Below are 13,970 nucleotides of genomic sequence, written 5' to 3' on the forward strand. Positions count from 1 at the left end.
CAGGGCGGGGGCACGTGAATCACAGGACAGGCGCGGGCACGATGCTCGCCGGCCGGTACCGGCTGGGCGAGAGCATCGGCAGCGGGGGCATGGGCAAGGTTTGGCGCGCTCACGACGAAGTACTCCACAGGACCGTCGCGGTCAAGGAACTGACGGCAGGTCTGTACGTCGCCGAGGCCGACCGGGTCGTTCTGCACGCCCGCACCCAGAAGGAGGCGCGGGCCGCTGCCCGGATCGCGCATCCGGGTGTCGTCACCGTGCACGACGTACTCGAACACGACGACCGCCCGTGGATTGTCATGGAGTTCATCGACGGTCCCTCGCTTGCCGACGCCGCCAAGCAGGCCGGCCGGATCGAGCCGCGGGAGGCGGCCCGTATCGGGCTGCACGTCCTCGGCGCGCTGCGCGCCGCCCACTCGGCGGGTGTACTGCACCGGGACGTGAAGCCCGGCAACGTCCTCCTGGCGAAGGACGGCCGGGTGCTTCTCACCGACTTCGGCATCGCCGCGATCGAGGGCGACTCCACGATCACGCGGACCGGTGAACTCGTCGGCTCGATCGACTACCTCGCGCCCGAGCGGGTACAGGGCGGCGATCCTGGACCGGCCTCCGACCTGTGGTCCCTGGGGGCCACCCTCTACACGGCGGTCGAGGAGCGTTCGCCTTTCCGCCGGACCTCGCCGATCTCCACGCTCCAGGCCGTCGTCCACGACGAGCCGCCCCTGCCGCAGCACGCCGGCCCGCTGGCTTCCGTCATCATCGCGCTGCTGCGCAAGGAACCGGCCGACCGTCCCTCGGCCGCCGAGGCCGAACGCATGCTGCTGGATGCCATGGAGGGGCGCGCTCCGAAGGAGGCCCAGGCGTACGTGCCGACGCAGAAGGTGCCGGCGGAGTATGTCCAGGCGGGGGCCACCCCGCCGGGTCCCGCAGCCGGCCCGCCGCCGGGCCTGCCGGCGGGCCCCGTGACCGCACCCGCGCCCGTGGCCTCCGCCGGACGCAAGAGCCGTGCGCGGCGGACGGCCGTGGTGATCCTCGTCGCCGCCCTGGTCGGCGGTGGTGTCGGTCTCGGCGCGATGAAGTACGCGGAGGGCAACCGCTCGAGCGGCGCCTCGGCCGGAACCGGCAGCGGTACCCACGGGGCCTCGCCGGCGAAGACGGACCCGGACGCGGTACCGGCGGGCTGGCAGCGGGTGACCGATCCGGAGGGCTTCAGCCTGCTCGTTCCGGACGGCTGGAAACGGCGGATGGACGGCGATCAGATCGACTACACGCCGGACAACGGGGCGCACCGGATCAGGATCGGGATCGACGAGAGCCCGGACTTCGAGAACCCGTACATGCACATGCTGAACGTGGAGAAGACCGTCAGCACTCGGCTGCCCGGATACAAACGGATCAAGCTCCACCCGAACAGCTACCGTGACCACCCCAACTCCGCGCTGTGGGAGTTCAGCTGGACCGAATCCCGGGACCATCCGGGGCGGCGGCACGCGATCGACCAGATGTACTACGCCGAGGACGGCACGGAGTACGCGATCTACATGTCGGGGCCGGAAGAGGACTGGGAGACGACCCGGGACCGGTTCGACACCGTACTGCGCGGCTGGCAGCCTTAGATCATGCCGGAGGATCACGAGGACAACAACCGCCTGATCGCGGGGCGTTACCGGCTGGGAGCCCGGCTCGGGCGAGGCGGTATGGGAACCGTGTGGCGGGCCACCGACGAACTCCTCGGCCGCCAGGTTGCGGTCAAGGAGCTGCACCTCGAGAACGCCTCCACGGGACTTTCCGCCGCGCTGCGCGAGGCCCGTACCGTCGCGCAGATCAAGCACCCCCATGTGATCGTCCTGCACGATGTCGTCGAGGAGGACGAACAGCCCTACCTCGTCATGGAGTTGGTGGACGGCGGCACGCTCGCCGACCGGCTGGCCGCCCACGGCCCGGTCGACGCGCGCGAAGCCGCCCGGATCGGGCTCGCTCTGCTGGGCGCGCTGCGTACGGCGCACGCCCGTGGAGTGCTCCACCGGGACCTCAAGCCCGCCAATGTCCTGATGGAGGCCGGCAGCGGCCGCGTCGTGCTCACCGACTTCGGGATCGCGCAGGTCAGTGGCGCGACCACACTGACCGGGCCCGGTTCCTTCGTCGGCTCTCCCGAGTACACCGCGCCCGAGCGGATGCAGGGCGGCAAGGCCGGTCCGGAGGCGGACCTCTGGTCGCTCGGGGTTCTGCTGTGCACCGCGCTGAGCGGCGAGTCGCCGTTCCGCCGCGATTCACTGGGCGGTGTCCTGCACGCGGTGGTCCAGGACGAGATCCGCCCGCCCGCCGCCGCCGGCCCATTGCTGCCGGTCGTACGAGGGCTGCTGGATCGTGACACCGCCCGGCGTATCGACGCGACGGAGGCCGAGCGCCTGCTGCGCGCGTACGTCACCGCAGGGGTCACCCCAGGGGTCACCACGGGACTTTCCCCAGGGAGTTCTCCCGCCTACACGCCCACCGACCGGGTGGTTCCAGCGGCCGTTCCGCAGGGGCCGCGTGCCAGGTCGCGCAAACGCGACGCGCTCGTCGCCGCCCTGCTGGTCGTGGTCATCGGCGGGGCGGGCGCAGCGGCCGCCGGGCTGCTCACCGACTTCGGCGGTGGCGGCGGGGACGACGGCCGAGCGGGTGCCGGGCCGAGTCGTACGCAGCCGGCCGGGCCCACCCGTGCGGCCACGCCCACCCAGGCGTCCGCACCCAGCCGGGGGACCACCACGGCGACCGCGACGGCGACCGCCACCGCGACGGCGACAGGGCCCGTGGCCCCGCCGGGATACCGGACCGTGGCCGATCCGCAGGGCTTCACGCTCGCCGTCCCGGACGGCTTCACCCGTTCCACGGACGCCGAGCGCGTCTTCTACAAGTCGCCGGGCGAGGGCGTCCGTATCGGCATCCGCGTGCAGCGATCCGGTCCCGGCGGCCCGCTCGCCGAGATGTACCGCGCGCACTCGGAGGGCCCGTCCGACTACCCCGGCTACCGCGACGGCCGGGTCAACGGGACGACCCACGGCGGGCTCCCGGCCGCCTTCTGGGAGTTCAGCTGGAACGGTTTCACCCCGGCGGAACGCCAGGCAGGCGGCCGGCACACGTACGACGTCTGCTGGGAGGAGGGCGGCATGCTGTACGACGTGTGGGTCTCGGCTCCCGTGAGCCGCCAGGGCGAGGCCAGAGCGCACTTCGACGCCGCACTCGATTCCTTCACACACGGCTGAGTTCCCGGCTGAACTCCGGCGACAAGCCCCTGATCAGGGCCTTTGCGCCAGCGATCGCTGGCGCGGTTACCGGCGCGGTTCCCGGCGTGGTCGAAATCTGTTACCCACGGGTACCCAAAGCGTCGGGATCGTCATACGCTCACCGCCATGACGGACTCGCAGGCCCCCGCCTCCCTCAGCAGCGGCCCCCTCGGCACCAACCCCGTAGCCACCACCCCGGCCGGTGTGCGCACCGCCGCCGACGTGGTCACTCCTGAGGTCGTCGCGCAGCTCACGCGCGGTGTGACCGGCTCCGGCCGGACCGCCAACCACACCCCTTTCACCGGGGAGAAGCTCGCCGACCTGCCGGAGTCGACGCCCGAGGACGTGGCCACCGCCTTCGAGCGCGCCCGCGAGGCCCAGCGGCTGTGGGCGGCCACGCCCGTGCGGCAGCGGGCCGCGGTCCTGCTCCGTTTCCACGATCTCGTACTGGAGCGCCAGGCCGAGGTACTCGACCTCATACAGCTGGAGACCGGTAAGGCCCGGCTGCACGCCCACGAAGAGGTCCAGGCCGTCGCCGTCGCCGCGCGCCACTACGGGCGCAAGGCGCCGTCGTATCTGAAGCCGAGGCGTCACACCGGCGCCGTGCCGACCCTCACCAAGGTCACCGAGCTGCGCCAGCCGCGGGGGGTCATCGGCCAGATTGCCCCCTGGAACTACCCCCTGGAGCTGTCCGTCGGCGACGCGTTGCCCGCGTTCGTCTCCGGCAACGCCGTTGTGATGAAGCCCGACACGGAGACCGCGCTGACCGCACTGTGGGCCCGTGACCTGCTGATCGAGGCCGGTCTGCCGGCCGCGGTCTTCCAGGTGGTCCTCGGCGAGGGCCCGGTCGTCGGCCCGGAGGTGGTCAAGCACGCCGACTACGTGTCGTTCACCGGCTCCACGCGCACGGGCCGCGAGGTCGCGCAGGGCGCGGCCGCCCGTCTCGTCGGCGTCTCCCTCGAACTCGGCGGCAAGAACGCCATGCTGGTCCTGGAGGACGCCGACGTCGACAAGGCGGCGGCCGGCGCGGTGCGCGCCTGCTTCTCCTCCGCCGGCCAGCTGTGCATATCCATCGAGCGGCTGTACGTCCACGAGTCGATCGCCGACGCGTTCGTCGAGCGCTTCGCCACCCGTACGAAGGCCATGCGACTCGGCAACGCCCTCGCCTACGGCGCCGACATGGGCTCGCTCGTCGGCGAACGCCAACTGGAGACCGTCCGGCGGCATGTCGAGGAGGCTGTCGCCAAGGGCGCCACGCTCGTCGCGGGCGGGGTCGCCCGTCCCGACATCGGCCCGCTCTTCTTCGAGCCCACCATCCTCGACGGGGTCGAGGCGCCGATGGCCGTGTGCACCGAGGAGACCTTCGGTCCAGTCGTCTCCATCTACCGCTTCAGCGACGAGGACGAGGCCGTCGAGCTCGCCAACGCGACGCCGTACGGCCTCAACTCCAGTGTGTGGACGAAGGACGGCAGGCGCGGCCACCGGGTCGCCGCCCGGCTGCGCACCGGCACGGTCAACATCAACGAGGGGTACGCGCCGGCGTACGGAAGCGTCCAGTCGCCGATGGGCGGTATGAAGGAATCCGGCCTCGGCCGACGGCACGGCTCCGAGGGCATCCTCAAGTACACCGAGGCCCAGACCGTGGCGCACCAGAGGCTGATGCCGATGGCCCCGTCCTTCGGGATGGACGACGAGAAGTACGCGGCCTTCATGAGCCGCAGCCTGCGGGCCATGAAGGCATTCCGCCTGCGCTGACCCCATCGGGGCAGAGCGCGTATCCGGCTTCGGCCCGGTGTCGCGCCGCTGCCGCCTGCCACGATTCCGCTGACGGGAAGGAACGAGCCGTGTCCATCGGGGACGACAAGCAGGACCCTGCGCCGGAGCGCGAAGGCGCTCCGGACGCGGACGGCGTGTACGACTACGACGTCATCGTCGTCGGATCCGGTTTCGGCGGAGCCGTTTCGGCGCTGCGGCTGACCGAGAAGGGGTACCGGGTCGGGGTGCTGGAGGCGGGCCGCCGCTTCACTCGCGAGACCCTTCCCCGGAACTCCTGGGACATCAAGAACTACCTGTGGGCTCCCGCGCTCGGCCTGTACGGCATCCAGCGCGTGCATCTGCTCGGCAATGTGATGGTTCTTGCGGGCGCGGGTGTCGGCGGCGGCTCGCTCAACTACGCCAACACCCTGTACGTACCGCCCGCGGCGTTCTTCGAGGACCGGCAGTGGGCCGGGATCACGGACTGGCAGGACGAGCTGGCGCCGTACTACGACCAGGCGAAACGGATGCTGGGGGTACGGCTCAACCCGACGATGACGCCCTCGGACGTGCATCTGAAGGCCGCCGCCGAGGCGATGGGCGTCGGCGACAGCTTCCATCTGGCGCCGGTGGGCGTCTTCTTCGGGGACGGCCGGGACGCCGAGGGGACGGTCACGGCCAGGCCCGGTGCGACGGTCGAGGACCCGTACTTCGGCGGCGCCGGACCCGCCCGTAATGCCTGCACGCAGTGCGGCGAGTGCATGACGGGGTGCCGGCACGGCGCGAAGAACACCCTCAACGAGAACTACCTCCACCTCGCCGAGCGGGCGGGTGCCGTCATCCACCCGATGACCTCGGTCGTCGGGCTGACGGACGACCCGGCGGGCGGCTACCGCGTCTCCACCGTACCGACCGATGCGCGCCGGAAGGCCGCGCCGAAGGTCCTGCGGGCCAGGCAGGTGGTCGTCGCGGCCGGTACGTACGGCACGCAGACGCTCCTGCACACCATGAAGGACCGCGGGCTGCTGCCCCGCCTGTCGGCGAGGCTGGGCGAACTGACCCGAACCAACTCGGAAGCGCTGGTAGGTGCCCAGACCGACAACCGTCGCTACCGCAAGCGGCACGGCGAGAAGGCGGACTTCACCCAGGGCGTCGCCATCACCTCGTCGATCCACCCCAACGACACCACCCACATCGAGCCGGTCCGCTACGGGAAGGGGTCCAACGCGATGGGCGCCATGTCCATCCTCCAGGTCCCCTACAGCGGCCGGCGCGTACTGGGCTGGCTCGGCAACGTCACCCGCCATCCCCTGCTGCTGCTCCGCTCGCTCTCCAACCGGCGCTGGTCGGAACGGACCATCATCGGCCTGGTCATGCAGTCGGTGGACAACTCCCTGACCACATACCGCAAGGCGGGCGGTATCGGGAAGGGCCTTCTCACGGCCCGTCAGGGGCACGGCGCGCCCAACCCGAAACAGATCGCGGAGGCGACGCGGGCCGCGACGCTGCTCGCGGAGGAGATCAACGGCTTCGCGGGCAGCAACGTCGGCGAGCTCATGGGAACGCCCCTGACCGCCCACTTCCTGGGCGGCTGCCCGATCGGCGCCGACCCGGAGCGCGGGGTCATCGACCCGTACCACCGGCTGTACGGCCATCCGGGCATCTCGGTCGTCGACGGCTCGGCGGTCTCCGCCAACCTGGGCGTGAACCCGTCGCTCACCATCACCGCGCAGGCCGAGCGAGCGATGTCGTACTGGCCCAACAAGGGTGAGCGGGACCCGCGCCCGGAGCAGGGCGCGGCCTACACGCGGCTCGCCGCGGTCGAGCCGCACCGGCCGGCGGTCCCGAAGGACGCCTTCGGCGCGCTGAAGCTGCCGCTGCTGGCGGTGCCGAAGGTTCCGCCGAAGCAGCCTCAGCCGTAAGCGGGCAGCAAAAGGGGCTGCACTCCCCTCCGAGTGCAGCCCCTTCGGCCTGTGGCCGCGTCGCGTGGGAACGCGTTACGCGGCAGCGCCCTCGTCGCCCTTACGGCGCTTGACGGCGAACATCACGCCGGCACCGGCGAGGATGGTGATACCGCCGATGGCACCGATGGTCGGCAGCATCGAGGAGGAACCGGTCTCGGCGAGGTTGCCGACCGGCTGGATCTCCCGGTCGCCCTGCGGCTTGGTGTCCGGAACCGGCTTCTCACCGGGCTCCGGCTCGGCGTCCGGGACCTCGCCCGGCTCGGAGCCGGCCGCGAGGATGCCGAAGAAGTAGGAGCCGTTCTCCTCCTCGTTCGCCCAGACGCAGTTGCCCTCGGCATCGGCGTAACCGCCGACGCTGATGACGAAGCCCATGCCGTCCGGAGCGGCAGCGGCCACCTGCAGACGCAGGCCCAGCGAGAACGACTCCTTGGCCTTGATGTCGGTGTAGCCGATGTAACCGGCGGTCGGGTCCTCGCCGAGCGAGATGTCGGTCCAGACACCGGTCTCGGGGTCCTTGAACTGAAGCGTCACGTGGTTCGTGAACTCTTCGTCCTCCTCGAAGTCCTCGGAGATGGACGCCCCGAAGACGGCGAGGTCGACGCGCTCGTAGGCAACGTCCGACTTGTTGGACACCTTCAGCTTGAAGTCGTGCCAGCCGCTGCCCGCGACGATCTTCGAGGGAAGGCCGTACAGGCCCGTCGTGAGGTTCTCGTCGAACTTCGACTCTTCCTCGTCCTCGGTGCACTCGACGGGGCCCTCGGGCTCGCCCTCGGTCTCGCCCGTGGTGGCGGGCTTGTCGGCCGGCTTGTCCGCCGGCTTGTCGGCCGTTCCGCCGGTAGCGGGCTGGTCGGCGGGCTTGTCGGCCGTTCCGCCGGTGGCGGGCTGGTCGGCGGGCTTGTCCGCGCTGTCGCCGGGCGTACCGGTGGTGGCCGGCTGCTCGTCCGTCTCACCGGGGGTGGCGGGATCCTCGTCGGTTCCGCCCGTGGTGGCGCCCGTGGTGGCGGGCTCGCCGGTTCCGCCCGTGGTGGTGGTCGTCGTCGTGGGGTTGCCGGTCGCGTAAGCGGCCGGGGCCACGAGCAGTGCGGCCGGGGCGATGACAGCCGTCGCGGCCGCAAGGGCCATGGCGCGGCGAAGCTTCATGAAGACCTCAGAGAAGTCCGGCGTGCCGCACGTGGCGGCACGGAGAGGTGGGGCCTTCGCGGTGGGGGACACGAGTGAGGCCATTGGTTCCGCATACATGACCTGCGACCTGGGCGAACGGTTGTGCCCCACTCACAGAAACTTTATGTGGCGCGCGTCACGGAAGCCCCTCACACCCCATCGTCCCCAATCCGTGACCTTGAGGAAGGCAACCCGGGCCGTCCTCTTCCGGTCGAAGATCTTGTGTCGCTGTCCAACCCCCAGAGAGTGGTCAAGAGAGTGGTCATAAGAGGTACTTCCACGCCCGCCGGTGTGCGCCGCGCAGCAGCCGGCCTCGCCGCCGCGGGCCTGCTGGCCGTCGGGCTGAGCACTCCGGCGCAGGCCGCCGATCCGGTATTCACGCTCAGCGGCGATCCGGAGGTCGGCCTCCGTCCGTTCCCGGCGACCGGAAGCCCGCAGAAGGCCACCGTCGACATCCAGGTGACCAGTCCCGGTGAGGAAGCGGAGACCGGCCGCTTCGACGGCGAGTACACCGTCTCGATCGACCTCAGCGGCATCGCCGGAGTCGCGGAGGCCCGTTTCGGTGAGACCGGCAGCTCCGACTGCAAGATCACCGGCGCCACCGCGGTCTGTACCGACTACGGCATCTGGCCGGGCCTCAACAGCGTCGCGCAGCTCGAGCTCACCGCGGCCCGGGGGAGCGAACTCGGCGCCACCGGCGCCATCACGGTGACCGGTAAGGCCGAGGGTGCCACCTTCACCTCCTTCTCCAGCCAGGTCACGGTCGGCGGCCCCGACCTCGTGATGAAGCCGCTGGGCCTGAAGCGCAACCTCCAGCCAGGTGAGGTCCAGCCGGTGCGGGTGTCCTTCACCAACGCCGGCACGACGGCCGCCGACGGCGTTCTGCTCACGCTCAGGCACTCCCGGGGCATGGCCTTCACCGAGCAGTACGACAACTGCGAGTACAGCGAGGGCGGGAACGACATCCGCGCCTTCAAGGCCACCGTGTGCTGGTTCGAGGGCTCGTACGAGCCGGGTGCGGTCTACGAACTGGCGGAGCCGCTGCACATCAAGGCCACCGACATCGCCTTCATCGACAGCCTCATCTACCGCATCAGCGAGGACAGCCCGGCGGTGCGCACCGCCCAGCGCGCCGGTCTGACGTTCGCCCGGGGCACCGGCCCCGAGCTCACCCTCGTCAGGAAGACGGCCTCGCCCAAGTCCGCGGACCTCGATCCGCGGAACAACCAGCAGGAGTTCGACTTCCTCACGGAGAACACCGCCGACTTCGCGGCGTTCGGTCCGTCCCTGAAGGCCGCCGCAGGCGAGACGGTGAAGGCCAAGATCGGTTTCCGCAACAAGGGGCCGGCCTGGGTCGGCTACATCCGTACCGGCGAGAGCGTCGCCACTGTCGACTTCACGGTGCCCGCGGGTGCCGAGGTCACCGGCAAGCCCGAAAGCTGCCGGGGTGTGACGGCGGCCGGCGGCCACCGCGAGAAGCAGCTCGGCGCGCCCCGGTATGTCTGTGACACCTCCGCCGTCGTCCTGGAGGACGCGAAGGTCGTCCTGCCGTTCGAGCTGAAGATCGAGAAGGTCGTCAGGAACGCGACCGGGGCCGTCGCCGTGCGCGCCCCCTACCAGTCCCGTCCGCAGTTGGCCTTCGACCCGAAGCCGTCCAACGACACCGCCCGGCTGGTCCTGAACGCCAAGGACACCGGTACCAGCACGGGCGGCGGCTCGACCGGCGGCGACGCGGGCCAGTCGACGGGCAGCGCCTCGGCCTCCGGCGCCTCCGCATCCGGCACCTCGGCCGGTTCGTCGGCCGGCACCTCCGCGGGCAGCTCGACCGGTACGGCCGGTGGTTCCACCGGTGGCGCCCTCGCCGCCACCGGCACCGGTTCGGCAACGCTGCCGGCCGTCGGCGCCGCCGCGGCGGCCCTCGTGACCGGTGGCGTTCTCTTCCTTTCCTCGCGTCGCCGCGCGTCCCGTGTGTGAACGTCAAAAGGAACGCCAAAAGGGAGGTGTGCACGTGAAGAAGTCAGTTTCCCGGCTGCTCGTATCCGGGACGGCCCTGGCCTCGCTCTCCGTGGTCACCGCCTGCACCGGCGGCGACGGGGAGTCGTCCGCGGGTCAGGTGAGCGGCCGGAGCAGCGGCCGTATCACCGGCCGAACAGGCGGCCGCCTCAAGTGAACAGACGGTCGGCCCCGGGCGTCCCCGGAGCCGACCGTCCTTTTGGGTGACCGGGCTGCTGTCCCCTGCCGACCGGTCACGCGCTGGAGCGAGGTCCCACGACGCACGATCCACGGTCCGTACGCCTCATCGCCCCAGCGGAGCCACGCGTGGTTCTTTCGGGCCGCCCCTGGCTGGCACGGACAACGGGACCAACGAAACCCGGCGGGGCCGGTCACGCGCCGTACGGGTGAGAGCGGATCCGAACTCAGGTCCACGCCTCACGGCCACGCCTCAGATACGGCCCCGGCACAGCTCCAGCAGCTTCATGGCGAGGGAGGTGCCGGGCTTGCCGAGCGCATCGCTGTAGTGGCCGATGATCTCCATCTCGCGGGAGAGGTTCACCCTGCGGCCCCCGGAGGAGATCCGGGCCTCCTGGATCACGGCCGAGACGGCCATCCGTTCCTGGATCAGACCGATGATCCGGTCGTCGAGTGCGTCGATGCGCTCACGGGCGTCACCGATCACGCCGGCGGCCTCCGTGGTGCGGGCGCCGGTCTTCTCCACGGTCGTGGTGCTCATCTTCGGGTCTCCTTGGCGGGGGCGGTGCCCCGGAGCGGCAGGGCCCGGAAAAGACAGAACGCCCCGGGCCTTGTCGGCCCGGGGCGCCTGGGAAGTTTTTTGTCAGTTGCTTCAAGCAGCAGAACCGACGAACCCACAGCAGCCGGACGGGCCGGTGCCATAGGTAAAGAGGAAGCTCAGCTGCTTGGACATACGGCGATTATGACCTGTTGTACCTGGCGGGGCCAATGCGGGTTCGGATGGTGAGACAAGGCCGATCGCCCGGTCCCGTTAGAATTGACAAACCAGCCCCCTCTTCCCGCCGGAAGGCCGCCGCCGTGCCATCAGCGTCCCCCGCTGCCCCCGACCGTCGCCCGGACACCTCCCCGGACAGTGCCACCCCGGACGTAGTCGCTTACCCGGACGTGGTCGCTTCCCCGGACGTGGTCCTCGTGGTCGACTTCGGGGCCCAGTACGCCCAGCTCATCGCCCGCCGTGTCCGCGAGGCCAGGGTCTACAGCGAGGTCGTGCCGAGCACGATGCCCGTGGAAGACATGCTGGCCAGGAACCCCAGGGCGATCATCCTCTCCGGCGGCCCGTCGTCCGTGTACGAGCAGGATGCACCGGTTCTGGACCGCTCTCTCTTCGAGGCCGGGGTCCCGGTCTTCGGTATGTGCTACGGCTTCCAGCTGATGGCCACGACGCTCGGCGGCACGGTCGACGACAACGGCGCGCGCGAGTACGGACGTACCCCGCTCACCGTCTCCAAGTCCGGCTCGACGCTCTTCGAGGGCACCCCCGCCGAGCAGTCGGTCTGGATGTCGCACGGCGACGCCTGCTCGGCCGCGCCGGAGGGCTTCACCGTCACCGCGTCCACGGACGTCGTACCGGTCGCGGCCTTCGAGAACGACGAGAAGAAGCTGTACGGCGTCCAGTACCACCCGGAGGTCATGCACACCACGCACGGCCAGCAGGTCCTGGAGCACTTCCTCTACCGCGGCGCCGGCATCGAGCCGACCTGGACCACCACCAACGTGGTGGAGGAGCAGGTCGCGCTGATCCGTGAGCAGGTCGGCACGAAGCGCGCCATCTGCGGTCTGTCCGGCGGGGTGGACTCCGCGGTCGCCGCGGCCCTCGTGCAGAAGGCCATCGGCTCCCAGCTGACGTGTGTGTACGTCGACCACGGGCTGATGCGAAAGGGCGAGACCGAGCAGGTCGAGAAGGACTTCGTGGCCGCCACGGGCGTCCAGCTCAAGGTCGTCGACGCGCAGGAGCGCTTCCTCGACGCGCTCGCCGGGGTGTCCGACCCCGAGGAGAAGCGGAAGATCATCGGCCGTGAGTTCATCCGGGTCTTCGAGCAGGCGCAGGCGGAGATCGTTGCCGAGGCGGGCGCCGGCGGCGAGGCCGTCGAGTTCCTCGTCCAGGGGACTCTCTACCCGGACGTCGTCGAGTCCGGCGGCGGCACGGGCACCGCGAACATCAAGTCGCACCACAATGTCGGCGGCCTCCCCGAGGACCTGGAGTTCCAGCTCATCGAGCCGCTGCGCAAGTTGTTCAAGGACGAGGTCCGGATGGTCGGCCAGGAGCTGGGCCTGCCGGACGAGATCGTCCAGCGCCAGCCCTTCCCGGGCCCGGGCCTGGGCATCCGTATCGTCGGCGAGGTCACGCGCGAGCGCCTGGACCTGCTGCGCGAGGCCGACGCGATTGCCCGCGAGGAGCTGACCGCCGCCGGGCTGGACCGCGACATCTGGCAGTGCCCGGTGGTGTTGCTGGCCGACGTGCGCTCGGTGGGCGTGCAGGGCGACGGCCGGACCTACGGCCACCCGATCGTGCTGCGCCCGGTCTCGTCCGAGGACGCGATGACGGCGGACTGGACCCGGATGCCGTACGACGTGCTGGCGAAGATCTCCACCCGCATCACCAACGAGGTCGCGGACGTCAACCGCGTGGTGCTCGATGTGACGAGCAAGCCGCCGGGCACCATCGAGTGGGAGTGATCCTCCTCCCGGACAAAGGAACGCCGCCGCTCATCGCGTATGAGCGGCGGCGTCGCCGTTTCCCCGCACACAGCCCTGGTCACAGCCGGTACCGCGCGGTAGCTTCCGGCGCATGACTGAGACGCCCACACCGATACCCGTCGAGCAGCTGCAGTTCTCGATGCCGCCCGTTCACGACTCCGTCGAGAGCGAGCGGCGGTATCGCAAGGAGCGGCTCGCGGGGGCGCTGCGGCTGTTCGGGCAGTTCGGCTTCGAGGAGGGGGTCTCGGGGCACATCACCGCCCGGGATCCGCAGTTCCAGGACTGCTACTGGGTCAATCCTTTCGGTATGCCGTTCGCGCACATGACGGCCGGCGGGCTGATCCTGGTCAACGGCGACGGGCAGGTCGTCGAGGGACGGCAGCACGTCAACCAGGCCGCTTTCGCGGTGCACGCGCAGGTGCACCGGGCCAGGCCCGAAGTCGTCGCCGTCGCGCATTGCCACTCCGTGTACGGACGGGCGCTCGCCTCGCTCGGAGAGCTGCTGGAACCGATCACCCAGGACGTGTGCGCCTTCTACGAGGACCACGCCCTGCTCGACGGCTATACGGGCGTCGCGGTGGACGCGGAGGAGGGCCGGCGGATCGCGGCCGCGCTGGGACCGCACAAAGCTCTTGTCCTGCGCAACCACGGGCTGCTGACGGTCGGCGACTCCGTCGACGCCGCCGCCTGGTGGTTCATCGCGATGGAGCGTTCCTGTCAGGTTCAGCTCACCGCGCGGGCAGCGGGCAAGCCCGTACCGATCGACCACAGGAGCGCGGTGGCCACGCGCGACCAGATCGGCTCGGATCTGGTCGCGTGGATCAACTACCAGTCGCTGTGGCAGCGCATCAGCCGCAGCGAGCCGGATCTGCTGTCCTGAGGCCCGTCCGCGCCTGAGGCCGTCCGCGGCGGCGTCGTCCCTCTCGCCATCCCCGTTCGTCCACGCCGTCCCGCCCTGCACGGTTCGTCAACCTGCTGCCAGGTCAATCACCCGCGCGAACATCGGGCGTTGGGCGGAAGTTCCTTGCGGTGCGGCACAATTCGCTGTCATTACAAGGAAATTCACATTGACTCGGCGCAGTATGAAGGGTGGCAT

Annotated in this window: 10 protein-coding genes; 8 read left to right on the forward strand and 2 right to left on the reverse strand. The window is 70.4% G+C overall.

From position 1 onward, the window contains the following. The first annotated feature begins 41 nt into the window (after positions 1–41). The 4 genes from AB0M62_RS07585 (at position 42) to AB0M62_RS07600 (ending at position 6,943) form a co-directional block, all read left to right on the forward strand. Positions 42–1,616 (forward strand): serine/threonine-protein kinase, encoded by a 1,575-nt coding sequence (locus tag AB0M62_RS07585; protein ID WP_366073300.1) that lies wholly within the window; start codon positions 42–44, stop codon positions 1,614–1,616. 3 nt (positions 1,617–1,619) lie between these two features. Then, positions 1,620–3,245, forward strand: a complete 1,626-nt coding sequence (locus tag AB0M62_RS07590) for a serine/threonine-protein kinase (protein WP_366073171.1) — start codon at positions 1,620–1,622, stop codon at positions 3,243–3,245. A 147-nt stretch (positions 3,246–3,392) separates the two neighbouring features. Then, on the forward strand, positions 3,393–5,021 hold the full coding sequence (locus AB0M62_RS07595) for a succinic semialdehyde dehydrogenase (RefSeq protein WP_366073172.1): 1,629 nt from the start codon (positions 3,393–3,395) through the stop codon (positions 5,019–5,021). Positions 5,022–5,176: 155 nt separating this feature from the next. After that, on the forward strand, positions 5,177–6,943 hold the full coding sequence (locus AB0M62_RS07600; RefSeq protein WP_366073301.1) for a GMC family oxidoreductase: 1,767 nt from the start codon (positions 5,177–5,179) through the stop codon (positions 6,941–6,943). A gap of 75 nt (positions 6,944–7,018) precedes the next feature. Here the strand turns inward: AB0M62_RS07600 and AB0M62_RS07605 are convergent, their stop codons facing one another. Further along, positions 7,019–8,125, reverse strand: coding sequence for an LAETG motif-containing sortase-dependent surface protein (locus tag AB0M62_RS07605; RefSeq protein ID WP_366073173.1), 1,107 nt, complete (start codon positions 8,123–8,125; stop codon positions 7,019–7,021). Positions 8,126–8,437: 312 nt separating this feature from the next. On the opposite strand from AB0M62_RS07605, the gene AB0M62_RS07610 reads away from it, so the two are divergent. Further along, positions 8,438–10,120, forward strand: a complete 1,683-nt coding sequence (locus AB0M62_RS07610) for a peptidase (RefSeq protein ID WP_366073174.1) — start codon at positions 8,438–8,440, stop codon at positions 10,118–10,120. 34 nt (positions 10,121–10,154) lie between these two features. Beyond that, positions 10,155–10,316 carry a hypothetical protein gene (locus AB0M62_RS07615; protein WP_366073175.1) on the forward strand — a complete coding sequence of 54 codons (162 nt, stop codon included), beginning with the start codon at positions 10,155–10,157 and terminating at the stop codon, positions 10,314–10,316. A gap of 273 nt (positions 10,317–10,589) precedes the next feature. On the opposite strand, the gene AB0M62_RS07620 is transcribed toward AB0M62_RS07615, so the two are convergent. Beyond that, a complete protein-coding gene (locus AB0M62_RS07620; protein WP_366073176.1) occupies positions 10,590–10,877 on the reverse strand; it encodes a chorismate mutase in 288 nt (95 codons plus the stop codon). A gap of 239 nt (positions 10,878–11,116) precedes the next feature. Between AB0M62_RS07620 and guaA the strand changes: the two genes are divergently transcribed. Both guaA and AB0M62_RS07630 read left to right on the forward strand, forming a co-directional pair. Then, positions 11,117–12,853, forward strand: coding sequence for a glutamine-hydrolyzing GMP synthase (gene guaA / locus AB0M62_RS07625; protein ID WP_366073177.1), 1,737 nt, complete (start codon positions 11,117–11,119; stop codon positions 12,851–12,853). Between the two features lie 112 nt (positions 12,854–12,965). Then, complete coding sequence (locus AB0M62_RS07630; protein WP_366073178.1) at positions 12,966–13,754, forward strand: class II aldolase/adducin family protein; 789 nt, start codon at positions 12,966–12,968, stop codon at positions 13,752–13,754. The last annotated feature ends 216 nt before the right edge of the window (positions 13,755–13,970 follow it).

This window comes from Streptomyces sp. NPDC051219 (genome assembly GCF_040682335.1).
Lineage (GTDB): Bacteria > Actinomycetota > Actinomycetes > Streptomycetales > Streptomycetaceae > Streptomyces.